Source organism: Streptomyces sp. NPDC094147, from assembly GCF_044764265.1.
GTDB lineage: Bacteria > Actinomycetota > Actinomycetes > Streptomycetales > Streptomycetaceae > Streptomyces.
Map to the genome: position 1 here is coordinate 325,891 of NZ_JBIWHT010000002.1, position 22,837 is coordinate 348,727.

25 protein-coding genes are annotated in these 22,837 nt (G+C 71.1%); 13 read left to right on the plus strand and 12 right to left on the minus strand.

Features of this window, described 5'->3' with window-relative positions; genetic code table 11:
* Positions 1-19 precede the first annotated feature (19 nt).
* From ACIQ8J_RS06900 to ACIQ8J_RS06915, 4 genes are all read right to left on the minus strand, one after another.
* Positions 20-901 (minus strand): 1-aminocyclopropane-1-carboxylate deaminase/D-cysteine desulfhydrase, encoded by an 882-nt coding sequence (locus ACIQ8J_RS06900; RefSeq protein ID WP_403266863.1) that lies wholly within the window; start codon positions 899-901, stop codon positions 20-22.
* A 10-nt stretch (positions 902-911) separates the two neighbouring features.
* Complete coding sequence (locus ACIQ8J_RS06905; RefSeq protein ID WP_403266860.1) at positions 912-1,502, minus strand: N-acetylmuramoyl-L-alanine amidase; 591 nt, start codon at positions 1,500-1,502, stop codon at positions 912-914.
* Positions 1,503-1,627: 125 nt separating this feature from the next.
* The gene (locus tag ACIQ8J_RS06910; RefSeq protein WP_403266858.1) at positions 1,628-2,818 is read right to left on the minus strand and encodes a globin domain-containing protein; all 1,191 of its coding nucleotides are present in this window, start codon (positions 2,816-2,818) and stop codon (positions 1,628-1,630) included.
* 90 nt (positions 2,819-2,908) lie between these two features.
* Positions 2,909-3,352, minus strand: a complete 444-nt coding sequence (locus ACIQ8J_RS06915) for an RrF2 family transcriptional regulator (RefSeq protein WP_403266855.1) — start codon at positions 3,350-3,352, stop codon at positions 2,909-2,911.
* 238 nt (positions 3,353-3,590) lie between these two features.
* Here ACIQ8J_RS06915 and ACIQ8J_RS06920 point away from each other — a divergent pair, with 238 nt between their 5' ends.
* The 4 genes from ACIQ8J_RS06920 to ACIQ8J_RS06935 all read left to right on the plus strand — a co-directional run bounded on the left by ACIQ8J_RS06920 (position 3,591) and on the right by ACIQ8J_RS06935 (position 8,057).
* Complete coding sequence (locus ACIQ8J_RS06920) at positions 3,591-4,988, plus strand: family 2B encapsulin nanocompartment shell protein (RefSeq protein WP_403266852.1); 1,398 nt, start codon at positions 3,591-3,593, stop codon at positions 4,986-4,988.
* A gap of 77 nt (positions 4,989-5,065) precedes the next feature.
* Positions 5,066-6,097 (plus strand): family 2 encapsulin nanocompartment cargo protein polyprenyl transferase, encoded by a 1,032-nt coding sequence (locus ACIQ8J_RS06925; protein WP_403266849.1) that lies wholly within the window; start codon positions 5,066-5,068, stop codon positions 6,095-6,097.
* Between the two features lie 92 nt (positions 6,098-6,189).
* Entirely contained in the window at positions 6,190-7,413 is a 1,224-nt protein-coding gene (locus ACIQ8J_RS06930) for an MFS transporter (protein ID WP_403266847.1), read from the plus strand.
* A gap of 35 nt (positions 7,414-7,448) precedes the next feature.
* Complete coding sequence (locus tag ACIQ8J_RS06935) at positions 7,449-8,057, plus strand: GNAT family N-acetyltransferase (RefSeq protein ID WP_403266844.1); 609 nt, start codon at positions 7,449-7,451, stop codon at positions 8,055-8,057.
* Between the two features lie 12 nt (positions 8,058-8,069).
* On the opposite strand, the gene ACIQ8J_RS06940 is transcribed toward ACIQ8J_RS06935, so the two are convergent.
* On the minus strand, positions 8,070-8,681 hold the full coding sequence (locus ACIQ8J_RS06940) for a TetR/AcrR family transcriptional regulator (protein ID WP_403266841.1): 612 nt from the start codon (positions 8,679-8,681) through the stop codon (positions 8,070-8,072).
* 64 nt (positions 8,682-8,745) lie between these two features.
* Here ACIQ8J_RS06940 and ACIQ8J_RS06945 point away from each other — a divergent pair, with 64 nt between their 5' ends.
* From ACIQ8J_RS06945 to ACIQ8J_RS06960, 4 genes are all read left to right on the plus strand, one after another.
* On the plus strand, positions 8,746-9,372 hold the full coding sequence (locus ACIQ8J_RS06945; protein ID WP_403266838.1) for a dihydrofolate reductase family protein: 627 nt from the start codon (positions 8,746-8,748) through the stop codon (positions 9,370-9,372).
* Positions 9,373-9,429: 57 nt separating this feature from the next.
* On the plus strand, positions 9,430-9,876 hold the full coding sequence (locus ACIQ8J_RS06950; protein ID WP_403266836.1) for a DUF6304 family protein: 447 nt from the start codon (positions 9,430-9,432) through the stop codon (positions 9,874-9,876).
* Positions 9,877-10,007: 131 nt separating this feature from the next.
* Entirely contained in the window at positions 10,008-10,976 is a 969-nt protein-coding gene (locus tag ACIQ8J_RS06955) for a DUF1648 domain-containing protein (protein WP_403266833.1), read from the plus strand.
* A complete protein-coding gene (locus ACIQ8J_RS06960; protein ID WP_403266831.1) occupies positions 10,976-11,332 on the plus strand; it encodes a GntR family transcriptional regulator in 357 nt (118 codons plus the stop codon). Before ACIQ8J_RS06955 ends, ACIQ8J_RS06960 begins: the two co-directional genes overlap by 1 nt.
* A gap of 55 nt (positions 11,333-11,387) precedes the next feature.
* On the opposite strand, the gene ACIQ8J_RS06965 is transcribed toward ACIQ8J_RS06960, so the two are convergent.
* From ACIQ8J_RS06965 to ACIQ8J_RS06980, 4 genes are all read right to left on the minus strand, one after another.
* A complete protein-coding gene (locus ACIQ8J_RS06965; protein ID WP_403266828.1) occupies positions 11,388-11,789 on the minus strand; it encodes a glyoxalase/bleomycin resistance/extradiol dioxygenase family protein in 402 nt (133 codons plus the stop codon).
* Positions 11,790-11,836: 47 nt separating this feature from the next.
* Entirely contained in the window at positions 11,837-12,385 is a 549-nt protein-coding gene (gene cpt, locus ACIQ8J_RS06970) for a chloramphenicol phosphotransferase CPT (protein ID WP_403267752.1), read from the minus strand.
* A 370-nt stretch (positions 12,386-12,755) separates the two neighbouring features.
* Positions 12,756-13,286, minus strand: coding sequence for a GNAT family N-acetyltransferase (locus ACIQ8J_RS06975; RefSeq protein ID WP_403266825.1), 531 nt, complete (start codon positions 13,284-13,286; stop codon positions 12,756-12,758).
* On the minus strand, positions 13,271-14,524 hold the full coding sequence (locus ACIQ8J_RS06980) for a helix-turn-helix domain-containing protein (RefSeq protein ID WP_403607758.1): 1,254 nt from the start codon (positions 14,522-14,524) through the stop codon (positions 13,271-13,273). Before ACIQ8J_RS06980 ends, ACIQ8J_RS06975 begins: the two co-directional genes overlap by 16 nt.
* A 249-nt stretch (positions 14,525-14,773) precedes the next feature.
* Here ACIQ8J_RS06980 and ACIQ8J_RS06985 point away from each other — a divergent pair, with 249 nt between their 5' ends.
* From ACIQ8J_RS06985 to ACIQ8J_RS07005, 5 genes are all read left to right on the plus strand, one after another.
* On the plus strand, positions 14,774-15,193 hold the full coding sequence (locus ACIQ8J_RS06985) for an ATP-binding protein (protein ID WP_403267749.1): 420 nt from the start codon (positions 14,774-14,776) through the stop codon (positions 15,191-15,193).
* A gap of 471 nt (positions 15,194-15,664) precedes the next feature.
* Positions 15,665-15,970 carry a putative ATP-grasp-modified RiPP gene (gene tgmA / locus ACIQ8J_RS06990; protein WP_403266819.1) on the plus strand — a complete coding sequence of 102 codons (306 nt, stop codon included), beginning with the start codon at positions 15,665-15,667 and terminating at the stop codon, positions 15,968-15,970.
* Positions 15,967-16,929, plus strand: coding sequence for an ATP-grasp ribosomal peptide maturase (gene tgmB, locus ACIQ8J_RS06995; protein ID WP_403266816.1), 963 nt, complete (start codon positions 15,967-15,969; stop codon positions 16,927-16,929). The genes tgmA and tgmB overlap by 4 nt, the downstream gene beginning before the upstream one ends.
* Positions 16,919-18,106 (plus strand): ATP-grasp peptide maturase system methyltransferase, encoded by a 1,188-nt coding sequence (tgmC, locus tag ACIQ8J_RS07000; RefSeq protein ID WP_403266813.1) that lies wholly within the window; start codon positions 16,919-16,921, stop codon positions 18,104-18,106. Before tgmB ends, tgmC begins: the two co-directional genes overlap by 11 nt.
* Positions 18,107-18,137: 31 nt before the next feature.
* A complete protein-coding gene (locus ACIQ8J_RS07005) occupies positions 18,138-18,449 on the plus strand; it encodes a DUF6087 family protein (RefSeq protein ID WP_403266810.1) in 312 nt (103 codons plus the stop codon).
* 13 nt (positions 18,450-18,462) lie between these two features.
* On the opposite strand, the gene ACIQ8J_RS07010 is transcribed toward ACIQ8J_RS07005, so the two are convergent.
* The 3 genes from ACIQ8J_RS07010 to ACIQ8J_RS07020 all read right to left on the minus strand — a co-directional run bounded on the left by ACIQ8J_RS07010 (position 18,463) and on the right by ACIQ8J_RS07020 (position 22,221).
* Positions 18,463-20,139: a relaxase/mobilization nuclease domain-containing protein gene (locus tag ACIQ8J_RS07010; RefSeq protein WP_403266808.1), complete on the minus strand. Its 1,677-nt coding sequence runs from the start codon at positions 20,137-20,139 to the stop codon at positions 18,463-18,465.
* Complete coding sequence (locus tag ACIQ8J_RS07015) at positions 20,129-20,737, minus strand: hypothetical protein (RefSeq protein WP_403266805.1); 609 nt, start codon at positions 20,735-20,737, stop codon at positions 20,129-20,131. The genes ACIQ8J_RS07010 and ACIQ8J_RS07015 overlap by 11 nt, the downstream gene beginning before the upstream one ends.
* A 314-nt stretch (positions 20,738-21,051) precedes the next feature.
* Positions 21,052-22,221, minus strand: coding sequence for a DUF3631 domain-containing protein (locus ACIQ8J_RS07020; RefSeq protein ID WP_403267746.1), 1,170 nt, complete (start codon positions 22,219-22,221; stop codon positions 21,052-21,054).
* Positions 22,222-22,837 lie beyond the last annotated feature (616 nt).

Consider the following 22,837-nt stretch of genomic DNA (forward strand, 5'->3'; position numbering starts at 1 on the left):
CCGGACGGCACGGGGAGGTTCAAGGCCTGCCCGTGATCACGGCTGCCACCCGCGTTCCCCGCTCGAACGCCCCCTCCTGCGCCAGCGTCAGCAGCCCGTACAGCATCTTGGCCACGTACACCCGCTCCACCCCCACCCCGTGCCGCCCCTCGAAATCCACCGCGAACGCTTCGAGTTCGGGGGACGTACGGGCATAGCCTCCGCAGTGGAACCGCTCGTCCAGCGCCCAGTTCGCGGTGGCCGCGCCGAAGGCCTCGCACTGGAGGGTGCTTACGGCCTCGCCCAGGAAGCCCCCCTTGAGCACCGGCACCCCGATCGCCCGCTGGCCGGGCCCGAGGCCGGCGGCCAGTCCTGCCAGGGTGCCGCCGGTGCCGCAGGCCACCGCGACGACGTCCGCGAGTCCGCGCAGCTCTTCGCCCAGTGCCGTACAGCCGCGCACCGCAAGGGAGTTGCTGCCGCCCTCGGGCACGACGTAGGCGTCCCGGCCGAGCAGATCGAGCAGCCCCGCCAGGACGTCCGGCGCGGACTTGCGGCGGTAGGCCGACCGGTCCACGAAGTGGAGCCGCATGCCGTCCGCCGCGCACTGCGCGAGGGAGGGGTTGAGCGGACGCCCGGCCAGTTCGTCGCCGCGTACGACGCCGATGGTGGGGAAGCCGAGGAGCCGCCCGGCGGCGGCGGTCGCGCGGAGGTGGTTGGAGTAGGCACCACCGAAGGTGAGAACGGGGCGCCCGGCGGCTTCCCTCAGGTTCAGCGCCAGTTTGCGCCACTTGTTGCCGACCAGGTCCGGGTGGATCAGGTCGTCCCGCTTGAGGAGCAGGCGTACGCCGTGACGGGCGAAGCGCTCGTCCGGGGCTTCCTCCAGGGGGGAGGGGAGGCGGGGGGCGAGCGCTTCGGGGGTCATGCGTCCATTGTCACTTCAGGCGCTCGTGGACGCGTTCGCGCAGCCAGTCCATGGTGAAGCCGCGCGGGTCCACCTTCCCGACCTGCCATTCCTTGTGCCCGATGACGGAGCCCTCGGTCCAGCCGTAATGGCGGCAGATCACGGCGGCCGCCTTCTCGACGGCGTCGAGCTGGGCCTGCGGCCAGGGGTCCTGCCCATCTCCCAGGTTTTCGCATTCGAAACCGTAGAAGTGGGTGTTTCCGTCGGTGTCGTTCTTCTGCGGCGGCGGCAGCCGCTTCTCGGCGATCACGGCGCGCAGCACGTCGCCGTCGCCCGCGCCCGCGTGGTTGGCGCGGCCGTTGCCGACCAGGTGGACCGTGCCGTCCTTGGTGATCACGCCGTGGCAGAGCGGGCCCGGCAGGGAGTCGTAGCCGTCGTAGCAGATGCGGACCGTGGCGTCGGCGCCGCTGGTGGCGGTGTGGTGGATGACGACGCCGTTGATCGGTCCCCACCCGCCGTGGCCGGCCCGGTTGTGGCTGCGCCACTGGCCGACCTCGACCACGGTGAGGCCCTCGGCGCGCAGTGCGGCGAGGAACTGGTCTGCGGACAGGGGAGGGGCCATGGCCGCCTCCTTCCAGAGCAGTGCGGAATGTCTCGTACCGCTTGTACCCCGACTCCCGCTGTGGGGCGATCTGTTCGGTCCGCCGTGCGAGCCGATCCGGACAGCCGACGCCTCGGCTCCGCGCGTCAGTCCCGCGCGAGCCACAGGTCGGGGCCGAACACCTCGTAGTGGATGTCCGCCGCCGGTACGCCCTTGGCGAGCAACTGGGTGCGCACCGCGCGCATGAACGGGAGCGGGCCGCAGAGGTAGGCGCGGGTGCCGGACGGGACCGCCAGCGTCGTCAGGTCGACCAGGCCCGTGCGGTCGGCCGGGTGGCCGGGCTCCGGCGCCTCGTACCAGAAGTGGGCGGCGGCGTCCGGGAGTTCGGCGGTGAGCGCCGCGTGGTCGCCGCGCAGCGGGTGCTCGGCGGGGGAGCGGTCGGCGTGCACCACGGTCACCGGGGCGCGGTGCCCGGTGGCCGCCAGGTGGTCGAGCATCGACAGCATCGGGGTGCAGCCGATCCCGGCGGAGGCGAGCAGCAGCGGGGCGTCGCTCGCGTCGAGTACGAGATCGCCGTACGGGGCCGAGACGCGCAGCCGGTCGCCCTCGCGGAGGTGGGCGTGCAGATGGCCGGAGACCTCGCCGTCGGGGTCGCCCTGGACGCGCTTGACGGTGATCGAGCGGAGCGCGGAGCCGGGCGCCGAGCTCAGGCTGTACTGGCGTATCTGCCGTGCGCCGTCGGGGAGTTCGACCTGCACGGAGACGTACTGGCCGGGCTTGAAGGCGGGGGCCGGGGACCCGTCGGCGGGGCGCAGCCGGAAGGTGGCGCAGTCGGCGGTCTCCTCGGTGCGGCCCGCCACGGTCCACTCCCGCCAGACGTCTGAGGCGAGGACGCCCCGCTCCTCGTACAGCCGGGCCTCGATGACGGTCAGGGCGTTCGCCATCAGCCAGTACACCTCGTCCCAGGCCTCGGCGACCTCGGGCGTCACGGCCTCTGCGAGCACCTCGGCGATCGCGGCGAAGAGGTGCCGGTGGACGACCTGGTACTGGTCGGCGGTGACGCCGAGCGAGGCGTGCTTGTGGGCGATGCGGTTCAGCATCACGTCCGGGCGGTCCTCGGGGTGGTCCACGAGGTGGGTCGCGAAGGCGGCTATGGAGCCGGCGAGCGCCTGCTTCTGGAGGCCGGCGGCCTGGTTGCCCCGGTTGAACAGATCGCGCAGCAGCTCGGGGTGGGCGGCGAAGAGCCGCTCGTAGAAGCGCTCGGTGATGGTGCCGATGGCCGCCGAGACGGCGGGGAGGGTGGCGCGTACGGTCGCGGTCGACTTCTCCGACAGCATCGAGGGGCTCCTTGAATGGTTGGAGATAATTGGCATTTGAGATGCGTATTAGTGCGTATGCCGAGGGGCCGGGTCTTGGCTGACGGAGCGTCAGCGAGGGGTGAGGCCGATGAGCAGCGGGCCGGTCGGTGAGACGACGAGGTCGTCCACGGTGAGCTCGTCGAGCGAGGCGTAGAACGCCTCCTGCGCCCGGTGCAGCGCCCGGCGCAGCCGGCACGCCGCGGCCAGCGGGCAGGGCGTGGCGCCCTCGCACTCCACGACGTCGCCCGGCCCTTCGAGTTCGCGCACCAGGCCGCCCGCGGAGGCGAGATGGCCCGCCGCGGTGAGCGCGAGCCCGCCGCCCCGGCCGCGCCGCGCCTCGACGAGGCCGAGGTGCTGGAGGCGGGCGACGACCTTCGCGGTGTGGGTGTACGGGATGCGCATCGAGTCCGCGACCTCGCGCGTGGTGGGCGGGTCCTCGCCCGCCGCGCTCTCGATGACCGCGAGGCGCATCAGCACCCGCAGCGCCAGGTCGGTGAATCTCGTCAGCCGCATGCGGCCACCGTAGATAACTTGCATCTCGGATACAAATTACGGGCGGGTGGCGAGCCGGTGTATTCCGTCCGGGGGACGCAAGGGGCGGAAGGGGACTGTTCGAGCGCGATGACGACGGATGCCCGCTCGATTGGTCATCCAATCCCACTCATTTGAGTAATGGCGTCGGGACTCACCGTGATGGAAGGCTTCTTCACGCACTTCAGCTTCATGATCGTGAGAGCTCAGAAGGAGTCACATGTCGGTCGAGGCAGGTCCCGAGAACCGCGCCCAGCAGAGTCTCGGCACAGCCGCCGCGCGGAACTTGGCGACCACCACCAAGTCCGCCCCGCAGATGCAGGAGATCACCTCCCGTTGGCTGCTGCGGATGCTGCCATGGGTCCAGGTGCAAGGCGGTACGTACCGGGTCAACCGACGGCTGAGCTACACGGTCGGGGACGGACGGGTCGAGTTCATCCAGACCGGCGAGCGAGTCGCCGTCATCCCCGCCGAGCTGGGCGAGCTGCCCGCGCTGCGGGACTTCGAGGACGAGACCGCGCTCGGTGAGCTGGCCAACCGCTGCGAGCAGCGCCAGTACGCGGCGGGCGAGGTCATCGCCGTCGCGGGCGACGCCGCCGACCGGGTGTTCCTGCTCGCCCACGGCCGGGTCGAGAAGATCGGCACCGGCCAGTACGGCGACGAGACGGCCCTCGGCTTCCTCGCGGACGGGTCGTACTTCGGCGACCAGGCGCTGGTCTCCGTGGACGCCACCTGGGACTGGACGGTCCGGGCCACCACCGCGTGCACGGTCCTGGTGCTGAGCCGGGCCGACGTGCTCAACCTCGCGGAGCGCGCCGAGTCCCTCCAGGCGCACCTCACCTCGTTCTCGCAGCTGCCGGAACAGCGCACCAACCACCTCGGCGAAGCGGCGATCGACCTCTCCGCCGGCCATGTCGGCGAAGCCGTCATCCCGCACACCTACGTCGACTACGAGGGCTCGCCCCGCGAGTACGAACTCTCCGTCGCGCAGACGGTGCTCAAGGTCCACAGCCGGGTCGCCGACCTCTACAACCAGCCGATGAACCAGACCGAGCAGCAGTTGCGGCTCACGGTCGAGGCGCTGCGCGAGCGCCAGGAGCACGAGCTGGTCAACAACCGGGAGTTCGGCCTCCTGACCAACTGCGACTACGGCCAGCGCCTCCAGCCGCACGACGGGGTGCCCAGCCCCGACGACATGGACGAGCTGCTCTCGCGCCGGCGCGGATCCAAGCTCTTCCTCGCCCACCCGCGGGCCATCGCCGCCTTCGGGCGCGAGTGCAACAAGCGCGGTCTGGTGCCGGAGTCGGTGGAGGTCGCGGGCAACCACGTGCCGGCCTGGCGCGGGGTGCCGATCTTCCCGTGCAACAAGATCCCGGTGAGCGAGGCCCGTACGACCTCGATCATCTGCATGCGTACCGGAGAGGCCGAGCAGGGCGTCATCGGGCTCCAGCAGTCCGGCATCCCGGACGAGATCGAGCCGAGCCTGTCGGTCCGGTTCATGGGCATCGACGAGCAGGCGATCATCTCGTACCTGGTCACCGCGTACTACTCGGCCGCGATCCTGGTGCCCGACGCGCTCGGTGTCCTGGAGAACGTCGAGGTCAGCCGCTGGCGGTGAGCCTCCGGTCCGGGCGCGTCGCTCGCGGCGCGCCCGGCGTCGGCCGTCAACTCCGAGAAAGGGCACCCTAGTTGGCAATGTCGGAAGCCATTGAGGGCCGCGAGGCCGTTGATCTGCTGGAGCGGACCCGCACCGTCGTCAACCCTCAACTGCGCTCAGCCGTCGAGTCGTTGCCCGGCTCCATGCGGCGGGTCGCGATGTACCACTTCGGCTGGGAGCACGCCGACGGCACCCCGGCCCGCGGGCAGGCGGGCAAGGCGATCCGCCCGGCCCTCGTCCTCGCCGGATCCCGGGCGCTGGGCGGCGACCCCGAAGCGGCGGTACGGGCCGCGGCCGCCGTCGAACTGGTCCACAACTTCACGCTGCTGCACGACGACGTCATCGACGAGGACGCCACCCGCCGGCACCGCCCCACCGCCTGGACGGTCTTCGGCACGCCGGACGCCATCATCGTCGGGGACGCGCTGCACGCCCTCGCGCTGCGCCTGGTCGCCGACGACGCCCACCCCGCGGGGCCCGCCGCCTCCGCCCGGCTCGCGGCCTGCGTCATCGAACTCTGCGCGGGCCAGCAGGCCGACTGCGCCTTCGAGCAGCGGGGCCCGCAGGACGTCTCCCTCGACGAATGCCTCGGCATGGCGATGGCCAAGACCGGGGCGCTGCTCGGCTGCGCCTGCGCGCTGGGCGCGCTGTACGCGGGGGCGGGCGAGGAGGAGGTGGCCGCCATGGACGCGTTCGGCCGCGAGGCCGGGCTCGCCTTCCAGCTCATCGACGACCTGATCGGCATCTGGGGCGATCCGGGGCGCACCGGGAAACCCGTCGGCGCCGACCTCGCCGCCCACAAGAAGTCCCTGCCGGTCGTCGCCGCGCTCGGCTCGGGCACCCCCGCGGCGGCCGAACTGACCGAGCTGTACCGGGGGCCGATGGGGGCCACCGCCGTCCGCAGGGCCGCCGAGGCGGTCGACCGGGCGGGCGGCCGCGACTGGGCCCAGATCCATGCCGCCGACCGGATGGCCCGAGCGGTCGACCACCTCTCGCGCGCCGTCCCCGACCTGACGGCCGCGGGCGAACTCCTCGCCCTGGCCGAGTTCGTGACCCGCCGGACCCGCTGACGCGGGGGAGCGGCCCGCCCTTCCGAATGGCCCAGTGAAACAGGAGCCAAGTGGCCCCGACGCTGGGCCATTCCGCTTGGTTTGATGAGTTCATGCCCTCCCGATTCCTGCCGCCCGCCGGACCCGCCCGCTCTCTTGCCGCCGCCCAGCTCGTCAACTCCCTCGGCGACGGCGCCTATTACGTCACCTCGGCGCTGTACTTCAGCCGAGTCGTCGGCCTCTCGCCCACCCGCATCGGCCTCGGCCTCACGCTCGCCTGGGCCGTCGGCGCGCTGGCCGGGGTCCCGCTCGGCCGGCTCGCCGACCGGCGCGGACCGCGCACCGTCGCCGTACTGCTCGCCGCGGCCACCGGCGTCTCGGTCGCCGCCTTCCTGTTCGTCCGCGGCTTCCTCCCCTTCGTGCTGGCCGCCTGCTGCTACGCGACCGCGCAGACCGGCCTCGCCGCCGCCCGCCAGGCACTCCTGGCCGCGCTGGTCGCCCGCACGGACCGTACGCACGTCCTCGCGCACCTCCAGTCCACGCTGAATGCCGGGCTCGCCGTCGGCGCGGCGGGCGGCGGGGTCGCGCTGCACTACGGCACCCGCACCGCCTACCTCGCCGTGTTCGCCCTGGACGCGGCCGCCTTCCTGCTCTGCGCGCTGGTCCTGCTGCGGCTGCCCGCGGTGGCGCCGACGCCGGCCGCGCCCGGCCGGGGCCCGCGGTTCGAGGTGCTGCGCGACCGCCCGTACGCCCTCGTCACCTTCCTCAACATGCTGCTTCTGCTGCGGATGCCGCTGATCAGCCTCGCCATCCCGCTGTGGACGGTCACCCGCACCGACGCGCCGGGCTGGCTGGTCTCCGCGCTGCTCGTGCTCAACACCGGTGCGGTGATGCTCTTCCAGGTCCGTACCGCATCCGCCGTACGCGATCTGCCCAGTGCCGTACGGACCGTGGCGCGCGGCGGCGCCCTGATGCTGGCCTCCTGCGCGGTGTTCGCGCTCAGCGCCGCCGACGCGCCCGGCTGGGTCGCGGTGGTGGTGCTGCTCGTGGCGGGCGGGCTCCAGGTGGCGGGCGAGATGATGCAGTCCGCCGGCGCCTGGCAGATCGGCTTCGACCTGGCACCCGGCGCCCAGCAGGGCCAGTACCAGGGCTTCTTCGGGATGGGCGTGCCGCTGGCCAGGATGCTCGGCCCGCTGCTGCTCACCGCGCTGATCGTCGACTGGGGAGTGCCGGGCTGGCTGCTGCTCGGGGCGGTCTTCCTGGGCGCCGGGCGCGCTCTTGGCCCCGCGGTCCGCTGGGCGGAGCGGACCAACTCTGGGATCGTGGCCGTCAGTTGACATACGTACGGACACCGGCGGCGGGAGCGATGGGTATGGGTGGGGCGGAGAAGGGCGCGGGGATACGGCGGGCGGGACCGGACGACCGGGCGGCGGTGGTACGGATCCTGGACGAGGCGTTCCAGCACGACCCGGTGAGCAGCTGGGTCTTCCCCGACGAGGCGCGACGGCGCGAGGTGCACCACCTCCTGATGGCAGCCTTCCTCGAAGTCGCCCTCGCCGAGGGCCATGTGGACATCACCGAGGACGGTTCGGCGGCCGCACTGTGGCTCGACGTCCCCGCCGATCCGAAGGACGGCGACGACGACGGACCCGCGCAGCTGCGGGCCCTGGTCGACCCGGACAACGAGCGGATCGAGCAGATCGCCCACTCGACCGCCGCGGTCCATCCGCACGGCCGCGCCCACGCGTACCTCATGCTGATCGCGGTGACCCCGGATCGTCAGGGCGAGGGCCTGGGCGCCGCGCTGATCGCCCCCGTACTGAGGGAGTGCGACCGGGCGGGCCGCCCCGCCTACCTGGAGGCGAGCAGCGAGCGCAGCCCCCGGCTGTACGGGCGCCTGGGATTCGCCCCGCTGGGCGAGCCGCTGCGCCTGCCGGACGGGCCCTCGATGTACCCGATGTGGCGCGAGCCGCAGGCCTGACGGCGCGGCGGATCAACCCGGCACGATGCGGGACACGATGAGATCGATGAGCCGGGCGGTCTCCAGCGCCGCCAACTTCCGTCCGTGGCCGCCCTGTCCGAGGTGGTCGCCGAACACCCCGGGCAGCGTGAAGACGTCGACCAGCAGCCCGTTGATGGCCAGGTAGAGCAGCCGGACGGTGTCGGGGTCGCCCGGCATTCCGGAGTCGACGTGGAACTGGACGTTCGCCTCCAGGTCCGCGCGGATCGCCCGGGTCAGCTCCGCCCGCAACGCGGGCCGCCGGGTGGCTTCGAGGCGCAGCTCCAGCATGGCCAGGTACCCGGTGCGCTCGGCGGTCATCCGCCGCACCTGCCAGTGCATCAGCGAGGCGTAGAGCTCGCGCGACGGCCCTGGGCGCATCGCCTCGGCGACCGCCTCCGGGGCCGGTGCCATGCGTACGTGAATGTGCCGCCCGGCCTGGGTGAACAGGTCGTCCCTGCTGGTGAAGTAGTTGGACGAGGTGCCCGCGGGCACGCCCGCCTCGGCGTCCACGGCGCGGAACGTCAGCCCGCGCGCTCCCTCGCGCGCGAGCACTTCGATCGCCGCGTCGACGAGCGCGGTCCTGCGCTCGGGGTTCCTGGCCATGCCGTAACTCCTCTGCCGGAAAAGGGGATTGCGCAACCACTACATATGAAGCACTATAGCTGTCGTGGTCAGCAGGGAAGGCCGCACCCCCGAGATCGAAGAGGCCGGTTTGCGCAAGCTCTCGTACTTCATCGGAATGTCCCTCGACGGCTACATCGCGGGGCCCGATGACGAGGTCCAGTTCCTGCTGGACCAGATGTCCCCGGCGTACTTCGCGTACCTGAAGTCCGAGTGGCCGGAGACGATGGCGACCGCCGGCAGGCGGCACTTCGGCTTCGACGGCGCGGAGAACACGCGGTTCGACACCGTACTGATGGGCCGGGCCAGCTACGCCCTGGGCCTCAAGGACGGTGTGGTCAGCCCGTACGCCCATCTCCGGCAGTACGTCGTCTCCCGCAGCCTCACCCGATCGCCGGACCCCGCAGTCGAGTTGGTGCCCGGTGACCCGGTCGCCAAGGTCCGCGAGCTGAAGGAGCGGGACGGCCTCGGCATCTGGCTGTGCGGTGGCGGCAATCTGGCCGGTCAACTGGCCGAGGAGATCGACGAGCTGGTGATCAAGACGTATCCGGTGCTCGCGGGTGCCGGAATCCGGGTGCTGGACGGGGAGTTCACGCCTCGTCAGTTCGAACTCGTCTGGTCCCGCTCGTTCGACAACGGGGCGGTCGTGTCGAAGTACGCAAGGAAGCGGTAACACTCATTTCGGTCACCCCCTGTGACGAACAGCAGGGTGCGCCGCTAATCTCCGCCCATGACACCACAGTCATGGGCGGGTTGGTACCGGGACCGCCTAGGATCCGAAGCGCTGACGATCACCACTGACGGGACGCAACTGCGGACCCGGATCAGGGGGGTCGACTTCGCCGGAGCGAGCTTCGACTCGCTCGGCCCGGTACCGGGGATACCGACGGAGAGCGGCACCTTCGCGCTCTACGGCGGGAACCTCCGCGATTTCGTACTCGAATGGGACATGCCCGTGCCCGTCGCCTCCGACGACGGCGCGGTCCAGCAGGCCACCCTCAGCTGCCTGCTCTCCCTCAAACCGCCGGAGCCCGACCTCGGGGTCGCCCTGCACTTCGGGGGAGCGGTCTACGCGAGCGGCCGGGCCGAGCTGGACTTCGGCTCGGTACTGAACGACATCCGCCGCCAACTCCCGTCCGGCGCAAGCCTCCAGCGGTCCGCCCTGGACACGATCTAGTCCCCCTGCTCGTTCGCGGCCGTCGCGGACCGGGGAGTCCCCATGACTCCCGGGTGCGCGGCGGCCGCTCTGCGTGCTGCCCCTTCCTTGGCCCCCATTGTTCTACTACTATGCGAACAAGGAGGTTTTCGATGAATCGTGTCCGGTACCGCCTGGTGGCCGTCTCCGTACTGCCGTTCCTGCTCGCGATGGCCGTCGACCTGGCGGTCTTCGCGCTCCTTCGGGACCGATTGCCCACCCGGCTCGCCAGTCACTTCACCGCCGGGGGCAGTTCCGACTCCACGGAGAGCCGCGACTCGTACGTGGTGTTCGTCATCGTGCTGAACACCGGGCTCGCCGCGCTGTGGAGCGTGGTCGCGATGACCGCGGACCTGGCCGTGCGCGGGGGGCGGTGGATGATCGGGGTCGGGTACGCGCTGGCCGGCCTCGTCGGCTATCTCGTGGCCGCGGTGCTGGTCGTCAACGTCGACGCGGCCGATCCGACGCGGGTGAGCATGCCGCCGTGGCACCCCGCCGTCGCCGCGTGCGTCGCGCTGCTGGCGGCCGGGCTCGGCCGGCTGCTCACGCTGATGCTGCCCCTGCCGGCACCGCCGCCGCCCTCGGGCGCCGGCGAGCCCGAGCGGATCGACCTGGCCGAGGGCGAAGTGGCGGGCTGGATGCGCCGGGCGCCCTCGCGGGTGCTGCTCGGTGTCGGGGTGGCGCTGATCGCCGGGTGCGTCGTCACGCTGTACGTGGCGGGCTGGTCCCGCGCCCTCCTTCCGCTGCTGGCCGCCCTGGGCTGCCTCGCCTTCTCCTGCCCGTACGTCACCGTCGACCGGCACGGACTGACCGCGCGGCCGACGGTGCTGCCGTGGCCGCGGATCCGGGTGCCGCTCTCCGACGTAGACCGGGCGACCAGCCAGGAGGTCAATGTCCCTTCGGAGTACGGGGGTTGGGGCTACCGGTTCCGACCGGGCAGGTCGGCGCTCGTCCTGCGGTCGGGTGAGGCGATCGTGGTGCGGCGGCGCAGCGGGCGGGAGTTCGCGGTGACGGTGGACGACTCGGCGACGGGCGCCGCGCTGCTCAACACCCTGGCCCACCGAGAGACCCCGGGGCGCTGATGCTGTTCCGCGTCGACCCCGCATCGCCCCAGCCGCTGGGCGACCAGATCGCGGCCTCGGTACGCCGCGCGATCGCCGAGGGCACGGTAACCCCGGGCGACCGCCTCCCCGCGGCCCGCGCCCTGGCGGACTCGCTGGGTGTCAACGTCCATACGGTGCTGAGGGGTTACCAGCGCCTGAGGGAGGAGGGCCTGATCGAACTCCGCCGGGGGCGGGGGGCGGTGGTCGTGGACGACGCGGGGGCGCGGGGGCGGGCGACGCTGATGCTGAGGGTGCGCGAACTCGTCGACCAGGCACGGGAGTTGGGCCTGACAGAGGAGGAGGTGCTGGGGCTGGTGAGGAAGGGGCTGGCGTGAGGGGTGCGGGTAGCGGCAATGCGTCCGCAACTCCCCCAACGCGTCCGCGACTCCCTTAATACGTCTGCAACTCCACCAGGTTCCCGTCCGGGTCGAGGACATGGGCCGCCCGCAGGCCCGGCCCCCACTCCGGCAGATCGCGGGCCGCGGCCACCACGGCACCGCCGGCCTCCGCGCAGAGTGCGGCCGCCGAGTCGAGCGCCTCCGGCGAAGCCACGTGGATCACCAGGGAGCCGCCCCCGCCGGGCACCCGGGCCTCCCCGAGCGCGGCGACCATCGCGGACCGGGTGAACAGCGCGAGTGCGGTACGCCCGTCGGCCGCGTCCCAACTGGCGTAGCCGGACGACGCGTTGCCCCGCGCCAGGGTGCAGCCGGTGAGCCCGGGAAGCACCGCGTCGTAGAAGCGGAACGCCGGTTCGTAACGGTCCACGAGGAGCCGGGGGTACGGAGGTTCCATGCGTCCGAACCTAACCCGGAAGAGGACCTTCCGCCGTGTGCCGGTCGTCACGCACCCGGGCTGCCCTCCGAGCGGCCCGCGAGACGGCGGGCGATCTCCCGGGCGCAGGCCATGGATTCGGCTCCCGCCGAGTCGACCTCGACGTCGTACCGCACGCCCCGGTGCACCGACTCGGCCTGCGCGCGGGCCATGCCGGGGACCCGGTCGCCCCGGGCGATCTCGCGGGCCGCCGCGGTGTCGGGGTCGCAGCGCACGCCGACCCACAGCGCGTCGAGCCCGTCGAGGGCGTGCAGCCACCGCTTCTGCCCGTCGGCACCGTCGAGGAACACCTCGTCCAGTACGACGCGGGCCCCGGCCCGCACCATCGCGGCGACCCCCTGCATCCAGGCGTCCGAAAGCCGCCGGTACTCGGGCCCCACGGTCACCGAGCCGTCCGCCCCGACATCGAGCCCTTCCCCGCCGTCCCGCAGCGAGGCGGGCATGGCCCCGGCCAGCGAATCCACCCCGAACGTCAGCCAGGCCCCGGGCAGCACCGCCTGCAGACACCGGGCGATCCCGGACTTCCCGGAACTCGACCCGCCGTTGAGCACGACCACCCGGCACCGCGGCAACCCCACTCGATCCGTCACGGCGCCAACGTAGGCCGACATCCCCTTGCTCGCCCAACCGTTTTTCCCAGCCAACGCGAAGAGGCCCGGCCGGTGTCCGGCCGAGCCTCTTCGGTGTCCGCTCCGCCCCGCGCGTCCGTGGACGCGGCAGGGCGGAGCCGACTCGGCCTTGGGTCAGGCCTTCTTGGTCTCCAAGTAAACGGCCGGGTCGGCGACCTGCGGGGATCTTTCCTCCAGGTCGCTGACCTGGCCTTTTAGCGATTGGTGGCGATGGGGTGCGACGGTCTTCAGCGGGTGTCTTGCGGACTGTGTGCGGACTGCTGGTTTGTGGCTTCGCTGGCGTGGACGGACTCTCTCCTCAGTTCCGGAGGTCCCTGACCATGACCGCGTACAGCGGAGAGTCGGCGAACGGTCGTTGCTCGCCGACCTTCGCGTACTCCCACGTCTCGTAGAGCGACTGCACCTTGGGGTGTGTCACGTCGACCAGGAGCACGGCCAGGTCCTCGGTGCGCTCCTTCAGCAGCGCCTCGTGGAGACGCTCGGAGATGCCCTGCTTGCGCCAGTGGAGGCGGACCATCACCTCGGACACTGCGTATGTGGAGGTGTAACCGTGGTCAGGTTCGTAGCTGGTGGATCGCCACCACTCGCGGCCAGGGGCGAGCGGGGCGCCGTAAGCGAAGCCGACCGTTTCGTCGCCGTCGTACGCCACGACGCAGGAGAAGCCCTCCATGACTGTCCAGTGGTCGACGAACCAGGCGAAACGCTGGTGGAACGGATCGTCCATCTGGTCGGCGTAGGCGTCGGTGTGGACGTCGATGAGTACCTGCCGGAAGCCTTCAGGGAGTTGTCCGTGCTGGAAGTGACGCAAGTCGATCACGCTCGGCTCCATTCGGCTCGCATACGGTCTGCCCAGTCTCGTGCGTAGGTAGTGGAGGGGGCCATGACGAACAGGTCCCGGTGGAAGTCGCCGATGAGGGTGCGCATCCGGCCGGGTAGCCGGGTGTCACCCATGATCGTGAAGACGTCGGTGGCGGTCGTCGTGGCCTGCTCGGCGTCGCCCTGGTGCAGTTGTGCGAGGGCGAGCTGGGCGGTGGCCAGCGCGCGGTTCCGGCAGAAGGCGGGCGGGATCTTGGCCAGGGCGCGGTGGGCCATGGCCTCCGCATGGACGAAGCGGTCGCTGTGGTAGTGGACGATCGCGCCAAGATGATCGAGTTCGGCTTGGCCGTAGAAGGCCGTCCAGCGGGGCCGCTCGCGTCGGGATGCTTTGGCAAGTGTGTCCTGAGCGGATCCGAGGGAGCGTAGGGCGCTGCGGGCATCTCCAAGGCTCGCGTAGGCCAGAGCGACGCGGACACGTCCCAGCGAGTCGAAGAACGGATCTGTGCGGGCTGCCGTGCAGGCGTGTGCGGCTTGCGCCGCCGCAAGGGCCTCGGGCCAGTTCCGGCGCTGGTAGGCGAGCATCGAGTGGTTGACCCAGACGCGCATCTCGGTCGGGCCGTCCTGGGAGAGCCCTGCGTACGTCGTGGACTGGTTCAGGTACTTCTGTGCCTGGTCGAGGTTGCGGGCGTCGATGCAGGACCAGGCGGCGATGGTGGTGTACTCGGCGGCCAGGGCGTAGAGGGCTCGGCGGACGCGTTCGCCCGCGTTCCGTTGTTGCAGTTCCATGACGCCGTTGCGGCCCTTGAGGGCGGCCTTTTCCAGCTGTGTATGGCCGCCCTGACGGTCGTCTGATTCGACGAGGGCGTTCATCCCGGCGGCGGCGCGGGTCACGTCCGACACGCCGACTGAGCGGCGCTGGGCCACGAAGGGAACGGCGGCAGCCGCCGTCCCGGTGGCGGAGGTGATGAAGGTGCGACGCCGCACGGGGTCCTCCTGCGGGTGTTGCATGGCGCGTGGTGCGCTGAACCCTAAGTCCTGGACAGGACAATCGAACACCCGCTCAAGGGCGGCACACGTACGTCCGATGGGGCGCCGCGAAGTTCCGTTGAGCAGGTTGCGGACTGTCCGGGCGGAGACGTCACCGTTCCTGCCGGTGATCTCAGCCAGCGCGGTGTTCATTCGGTCCGCCAATTCATCTTGCGTGAGCCCGAGTTCGTCCATCCGGCTCTTGAGGATGGCGTTCGCTCCCATAGCGCCGACCGTAACCCTGCGGTCGCTGGCCGAGCCAGCTCCGATGTCACCAGAAGGCAAAGTCTTCCGGTGTCATGAGGCCGGTCGGCACAGGACCTTTCCTGTCCTTCTTCTGCCGCTGGCCGTTGACTCGGTAGCAGTCGTCGAGCGGGCACAAGCTTCCCCCTCTCGACGGAGCGGAGGAAAGCCTGCCCGACGCCCCATGTGCGGGCGGGTGCCCCCACCCACCGGAGGGATGACCCCGTGACCATGTCCGCTTCCGCCAGGCCCGCTGCGGACGGCGCACCGGGCTACACCGAGACCATGCCGTGCGAGCCGGAGTCCGCCCTCCGTGCCCGCCTGCTCGTCTCTGCCGCTCTCAACGCCTGGGGCATAGCGGAGCTGGCCGATGTCGGGATGCTGGTCGTCTCGGAGTTGGTCAACAACGCCGTCACCCACACACGGTGTCGCGTCGTTCGTGTCGTGGTCCGGCAGGAACCCGGTGGCTTGGTACGGATCGGTGTCGCCGATAAGTGCCGTGCCGTTCCGGAGATGGCCCTCCCTGACGATGATTCCGAAGGCGGGCGCGGTCTGGTCCTCGTGGACGCCGTGTGCTGGAGATGGGGCTATGAGCGACGTAGCTGGGGCAAGCTCGTCTGGGCCCAGCTACGGGCATCGGGCTCATGCTGACCCCGCGCGTCTCCTTACGGCTCCTGTCCCCAGAGGAGCTGACCGACGTATCCCAACCAGACGCCTGCGTGGAACTCGCATTCGCCCCCATGCGCATGCTTGATGGGCCCGGCGCGGCGACGCTGCCGACGTCCTTCCGTATCACGCCCGCCGATCTCGTGTGGCTCCACGCCGAATCAGGCACGGCGCTCGGCGAGATACGCACGGAGGTGCTCCGCGCCGAGAGGGCGTGGCGGCGGCAGCTCGCTGACTGGCACGAAGAAGGCCGCCGAGCCGTGGAGGCGCGGACACCGGACGTGACTCTTCTACGGCGGGTCCTCGATGGGCTCCACAGGCCCGACCTTGCCCCATCGATGGCCCATGGCAGCCCAGCGCTCGTCCGACTTCCGTCCGAGGCATCTCGGCCCCATCAGCTGCCTGGCGGGTGACCAAGGCGGAAGCGAAGTGCAGAATCCGACAGAGAGGGACACCGTGTTCAACTACATGGATCGCTTTCCCACCGGCAGTCCGCTGCCGCAGGGGCACATGACCACCTTCCCGTGGGGCCTGCGCCGCCTCGCCCCGTACCCGCCCGTCGAGGGGCACGAGTACGCGCGTTTGGCGCTGGATGCGCAGACGCAGACTGCCCGCTACTTCGATGCGTCCGGTGCATCGGTGATGGCACCGGGGCATGGCACTTCATCCGGCACGAACCCCCCGACCGGCACCACAGGGCAGGGTGACCGGGCCGGTGGCGATGCTCCCGACAGCGACACCGGGAACGACACCGACCAGTGAGGAACGATGAGCGTCCGGTCCTGGTCGTCACGAACCTCGACGACCCGACCGCCGATTTCGTGATCGCTGAGCTGCATGGCCGGGGTGTCCCGGTCGTGCGGTTCGACTCCGGTGACTTCCCGGCCACCCTCTCGTGCTCGGCCTTCATCGGCGACACCAACACCTGGCGCGGAAGCGTGCAGACCCCCAGCAGGAGTGCTGAGTTGGGATCAGTGAGGTCCCTGTACTACCGGCGCCCTTCAGGGTTCGCATTCCCCCATTTGGGTCGGCAGGAAGAGCGGTTCGCCGTGGCCCAGGCCCGCTACGGTCTCGGTGGCATCCTGACCTCCCTGCCCGGCTGCCTTTACGTCAACCATCCCAACCGAATCGGCGACGCGGAGTACAAGCCCTCCGGTCTCTCCGCCGCAGCAGCGGCCGGGTTCAGGCTGCCCTCGACGTTGATCACCAACGTGCCGGATGATGCGCGAACGTTCATCAAGCGGCACGGCCCGGCCATCTTCAAGCCGATCTCGGTGCCGCTCTACCTGGTCGACGGCAAGGCTCAGACGGTTCCGGTGGAGGAGGTGACAGCCGACGAGATCGACGACACAGTCGCCGGCACCATGCATCTCTTCCAGGCTCGCGTGGACAAGGTTGCGGACGTGCGGGTCACGGTCATCGGCGAGCGGGTCTTCGCGGTGCGGATCGACTCCGGCCTTCTCGACTGGCGGACCGACTACAGCACCCACACGTACACCCCGATCACCGCACCGCCTGCGGCCGAGTCGGCGATACGGGCCTATCTGCGGCACTTCGGCCTCATCTTCGGCGCATTCGACTTCGCCCTGACCGAGTCTGGGGAATGGATCTTCATCGAGTGCAACCCTTCCGGACAGTGGGCATGGATGGAGCCGCCGACCGGCCTGCCCCTGACCGCCACACTCGCCGACCTCCTGGAAGGAGGACTCCGTGACCATTGAGCCGGATGCCGAGCCAGCCGTGTCGGAGCTTCGCCGACAGCTCGCGGGCCAACTGGAGAAGGGCGGCTGGCTGCGGTCGCCCCAGTGGCGGGCCGCCGTGGAAGCCGTACCCCGCCACGTCTTCGTCCCACGCTTCTACCGCGAGAGCGGCGCCCCCGGCATCACCACGTACGAGCCGGTCACCCCAGAGGCCGTCGGCCGGGAGGAGTGGCTTCGCCTCGTCTACACCGACGAGACGTGGATGACTCAGTTCGACGGCCGCGACATCGACTGGAATGACCCCCAGGCGATCAGCAACGCCGTCCCCACCTCCTCGTCCACGCTCCCGAGCCTGGTCGTCCGGATGCTCGAAGAGCTGGACGTGCAGGAGGGCATGTCCGTACTGGAGATCGGCACCGGCACCGGCTACTCGACGGCGCTGATGTGCCACCGGCTCGGCAGCAGGGCGGTGACGTCGATCGAAACGGACGAAGGCGTGGCACGGCGGGCTCGTGAGGCCCTCACCCAGTGCGGCTACAGCCCTGGCCTTCTGGTGGCGGACGGCCGCGCCGGCCACTCGGAGCGAGCCCCGTACGACCGGCTGATCGCCACATGTGGACTGCGCAATGTCCCCTCCGCCTGGCTGGATCAGGTACGGCCAGGCGGCGTCATCCTCACCACCTTGCGCGGCTGGATGCGCTCCCTCGGTCTGGTCAAACTCGTCGTCGCCCGGGACAGCGCGAGCGGCTGGTTCAGCGAGGACGACCCGAGCTTCATGATCGCCCGCCAGCAGGACGCGCCGGAAAGCCTCGGCATGGTCCCAGGGCGGGACGACGGCACGAGGCGGGAGGCGATGTATGGTCCGGAAGTCCTCACGGGCTCCGGCTCCGCCTTCATGGCTCAACTCGCCGCGCCGGATGCGCGCTTCTTCTCCATGCCGAGCGAGGGCGGTCCGGTCAGTACGTTCGTCCTGGACAGCATCACTGGCTCCTTTGCCGTCCTCACCCCTTCGGAGAACGGCTGGCAGGTGCGCCAGGGCGGCCCGCGCCGTGTCTGGGACGCCATCGAGTCGGCAGTCGCCACGTGGGAGGGGTACGGCTCCCCGGGCACCTCCGCGTTCGGCGTCACCATCTCCCACGAGGCGCAGGCAGTCTGGCTCGGGAGCCCGAATGGTCCTCAGTGGCCGCTACCCTCCTGAGAACACCGCCACCGAGGCAAGGAACGGCAGGATGGACGACGAGCCGCTGAAGGACTATGCGGAGCGGCGTGACGCGAAGATCGGTCGACTGCGTGCCGTGCCTGTTGTCTCCAGCACGGGGCCGAGGGGGTCGCACGTGGCCCCGGATGCGCCACGTGCCATCGAGCGGTGGAACGGGTACGCGTGGGAGCCCTACGGGTTCGCCTCCAATCTGGCCGAGGCGCAGGCCATGCTCTTCCCGGAGACCAACGAGCCTCCGCCCCCAGGGCCGGTGCCGAAGCCACTTGGCTCAGGCACCGGCAGGCACCGAAAGCCCCCGGTACCCAGGCCCAAGGGCCGCTGAGGGGCGACTGCTGTTATCGGTGCCGTCCGCGCTCCGTCGCCTTTTCGCGCACCGAAGCAGACGCGGTCTGCGGGGCGGGCGTCACGGGCGCGGCACCACGGGGGCTCTGCCTGCGTGCTGCCTGCGCGCGCCTGTTGGGATACGTCGCGATGCGCCAGTTGAGGACCTCGGCGGGGCGTTCGGCGGTGCCGAGTTCGCGCTCGGCGGCCACTTCGGCGAGGAGTCGGCCAGGGCTGTGGCCAGCGCTCTCGGCATGGGCGAGCGTAGTGACCAGGGCGGCCCAGGTGGGATCGGCGAGGATGCGGTCGGCGTGGTCGGGGACGACCTGGCGAACGGTGGCCTCGAAACGCTGGACCGTCTGGGATCGTGGGGTGCGTCGGGCCAGTCCCGCCAGGACAGGCTCGGCGGCTTGACGGTAGCTGGCCTGGAGATGGCGGACGGTCTGCTCGGCTGCCGCTGCCTGCTGTTCGTGGCCGCGCTGTGCGTGCCAGTGGGCGGCGGCGCGGGCCAGGTGGAGGGCGGCGAAGATGAGGGCGACGGTGAGCCCGCCCGGGATGTTGGGGGCGTAGGCGAGTTCCTTGGCGGCTTGGCGTAGTTCGGCGGCGCCCTGGTGGTCGGCCCGGATGGCCGAGCGGCGAGCCCGGTTGAATGCCCGTGCCGCTGCTTCGAGCTCGGCTTGGGGCGGGCCCGGCGTGGTGCGGGCGAGGTTGTGAAGGGTGTCGCCATAGGCGTCCAGGTAGCCCTGGACGATGGCGTCGTCGCCGGAGCCGAGCACCGTGCGGGCGACGCGTACGGCGGTTTCCGTACGGCGCCACGAGTCGGACGGATCCGCCACGGGATGGGGCCGGTCGGCCACGTCCTGGGCTGGGAGGCGTTCGCGCAGGCGGTCGTAGGACAGATCGGGCGCGAGTTTGGAGCCACCGAACCAGATGGTGTCGCCAGGCGCGGCCAGGCTGTAACCGGTCACCTGGCCGGTCTCGGGGCCGATGCGCGGCTTGACCTGGATGCCCAGTGACCGGAGCACGGTGAAGTAGTCGTCGATGCCGCACACGGCGGCGGCGACGGCGTATGCCTGCTCGCGCAGCCACTCTCGCGTGGTCACATCCTGGCCCTGGCGCTCGGCCTTGGCCCGCTCCGCCCCGGTGGGCGTCTTGGGCGCGGTCAGGTCGCCGGACTTGAGGCGGCGCAGCCCGAACTCGGCCTCGATCTTCCGGCATTCCTTCTGGGCCCGCCAGCCGTCGCGGTTCGTGCGCGGGCGGCGCCCGTCGGCGCGCACGGTGGTGGCCAGGATGTGAATGTGGTCCTCCGCGTGCCGCACCGCGATCCACCGGCACGCCTGGTCATCGCCCTCGGGCGCGATGCCGGTGGCCGCGACGACACGGCGGGCGACCTCGGCCCACTCCGTATCGGTCAGGTAGCGGTCGCCCGGCGCGGTGCGTACCGGGCAGTGCCACACGTGCTTCGGCGGCTTCTTGCCGCCCAGCTCGCGGGTGCGCAGGTCGACGTGGTGGTCGAGGCGGCGGGCGAGCTGGGTGTAGGTGGCCTCGGGGTTGCGGCCGGGGTCGGGGGCGCCGGCCATGTCCCAGGCCGCCACGATGTGCGGATCGATGTGCTCGTCGCGGCGGCCCGGTCCGTAGAGGTAGTTGATCAGGCCGCGGGTGTCGGAGCCGGTGGAGACGTCAGGAACCATGGGCGGCCCCTTCCGCCACGAACTCGTCCATCACCTCGTAGCTGCGTTGGACGGCCTGGTCAACGCGGTCGAGGACGGCCTCGGCCTGGTCGGGTATCGCGCCGGAGTGGATGGCGCCCATGATCTGGTTGAGGTTGGTGCCGATGCGATTCAGCGCCTTGGTGTGCGCCTCGACAGCCTCCACCAGCGGGCGGATCGGATCGTCCTCCGGGCTGCCTGTCATGTGCGCCTTATCGAGTGCCACCGCGAGGGCGGCGTCGCCGACGAACCCGGCGAACTTCTGACGGCGCCGCTTGGCCGCCTCGTCGATGATGCGGACCGCAGTCGGGGTGAAGCGGATCTTCTTCTCCTGGTCGCGGTTCTCGCCTGTGCGCTTGCGGTTCATGCGGGTGGGCAGCGCGGGGGCGTCGGGCTCACGCCACGAGGGCTGCTCAACGGGCAGCGGAGTCTGGGCAGGTGACTCGGGCTGCGGGGCGACGATGTCGGCAGGCAGCTCGTCGTGTACAGCGGGAGTGTTGGCGGCGGACGCGGCGTCGGGCTTGGTCACCCCCTCCTCCGGCTCGGGTGCCCGCTGGCGCCCGGCCTCCTCCTCCGCCACCCCAGGGGCGGGGGCAAGCGCGGACGAAGCCCCATTAGGGGCTCGAACGCTCCAGCTTGCTGCTGTTCGTCGGCCCAGGCTGAACCATCCCCGGCGGCGGGAGGAAGTGGGGTCGGTGTCGTTGTCAGTGTGCATGGTGGTGCTCCGGTGGCGAGGGGGTGCGGGCGGTGTCGCATGCGTCGCACGCCTGGTCAGCGCAGGTACGGACGGCCGGGCGGGTACGGAGGCGTCCGTCCCGCCAAGGGCGTCCGTCCCCGCGCTGACCTGCGCGGGGACGGTTGCGCCGCAGTGCTACGGATTACGCTCTGGTGGGGTCAGAGAGCGCGTTTGGGCCTGGCAGGACCGCCGGGCGGGCCGATGGGCAGCGATCCAGCCGGGGCGGCGGGCGGCTTGCCCTGGGCCGGACGTGCGGCCACCGTGCCGCGGGCGGGCTCGGGTGCCGCCTCGACGAGGTCGGGGCAGTTGCGGGCCCAGGCGTCCAGGAACCGGTTGCGGGCGTATGCCTTGGCCTGCCTGCCCTCCTCGAAACGGTGGTTGGCCGGGTTGATGCCGAAGTCCCGCAGCAGGATGCCCAGGTGGTAGGCGTTCAGCCCCTTGGTACCGTGCTCCGCCCACGGGGCCTCGGCGTCCTGGATCAGCGCGGCGACCAGGTCCCGGGAGGGCAGAGCCACGGGGTTGCCGTTGGCCTCGAAGATGCGGTGGATGTCGCGCAGCAGCCGCGTCTTCAGGCTGGACTGCTCGTCCTGCACGGCCTCGTGCCGGGTCATGGCCACACACGCGGCGCGGGCGCGTGCGGGCCAGTGGCCGCCAGCCAGGTCGGCGACGACGACCAGCGGCTCCCAGGTGTCCGCCGCCCGGTCCTCCACCGGCATATCCGGCACCATGCGGGCTGCCTGCCCGCGCTGCGGGCCCAGCCAGGCGGTCAGCTTGTCGCGCAGCGCGTTGAGTTCCGGCACCGAATCCCGCAACCGGAACGAAGCGACCTTCTCGCCCGTCTTGCGCTTCTGCATCCGTAGCACGACCGCCCGGTCCATGATCGTGTCCGGGAGGTCGCCGATCCCGGCGAGCGCGGCCATGGCGAAGGTCGGGTACTGGGTCGGCTTGTGCTCGGGCCCGGAGATGCGCCAGGCGGGCCGGTTGCGCTGATGCCCGGCATTCAGCAGGCCGCGCAGGTCCTCCTTGTCTCCTGCCTTGGGGCCGAAGATGGTGTCGGCCTCGTCCACCAGCAGGGTGGGCGGGTTCTTGCCGATGACGCGGTAGATGACGGCCGTGGTGATGTTCACGGTCATCATCGGCTGGTGCACGGTCTCGTGGAGCACGTCCAGGACGCGGGACTTGCCGCAGCCCTTCGTCGGGCCCACCACCGCCAGACGCGGCGCGTGCTGCAGAGCGGTCTGGATGTGCGTGGCCGCCACCCACAGGGTGACCGCGGTCAGCGCCTCCTCGCTGGGCAGCACCACGTACTTGCCGACCGCTGACCGCAACTCGTCAAGCAGCGCGGCCCCGTCGCCGGATGTCGGTTTGGCGTGGTCCGCCGGTCCGGACGGCTCTCCCGGACCGGTCCGCGGGCCTTGGTCCGGTCCGCCAGCGTGGTCCGGTGAGGGGACGTTGGTCCGCTCAGCGGCGGGGATACCGGCCCGGTTCCCGTCGCGCGGACCAGTATCCGGCGACTGGTCCGTACCGTCGCGGACCACCGGACCAGCGGGAGCGGACCGCTGCATGTCGTGCGGACCATCCTGGTCCGCAGCGCCCGGTCCGGTCCGCGCGCCACTGACCTGCGCCTCTTCCACGAGCGTGGGTATCCGGTCCGGCAACGGGATTGCGGTCGGTAGGGCTTCGGCGGTCCGGTCCGCGACCGCTGCACGGTGCGGACCAGTCTGCGGACCAGAGTCATCCGGCGCGTGCGGTCCGGCGGACCGGCCTTCGTCGCGGTCCGCATCACGCGGACCAAACCCTTGGCCGGGCACCGCCACCGGCGGCCAGGCCGCCTTGCGCTCGGTGCGCTCGGTGCGCTCGGCGTAGGAGGCGGGGGATGCGTTCGAAATGCGCGAGGACGTAGAGTCCTCCATAGACGTTCCTCTCCGGTGAGAGGCAGGACGG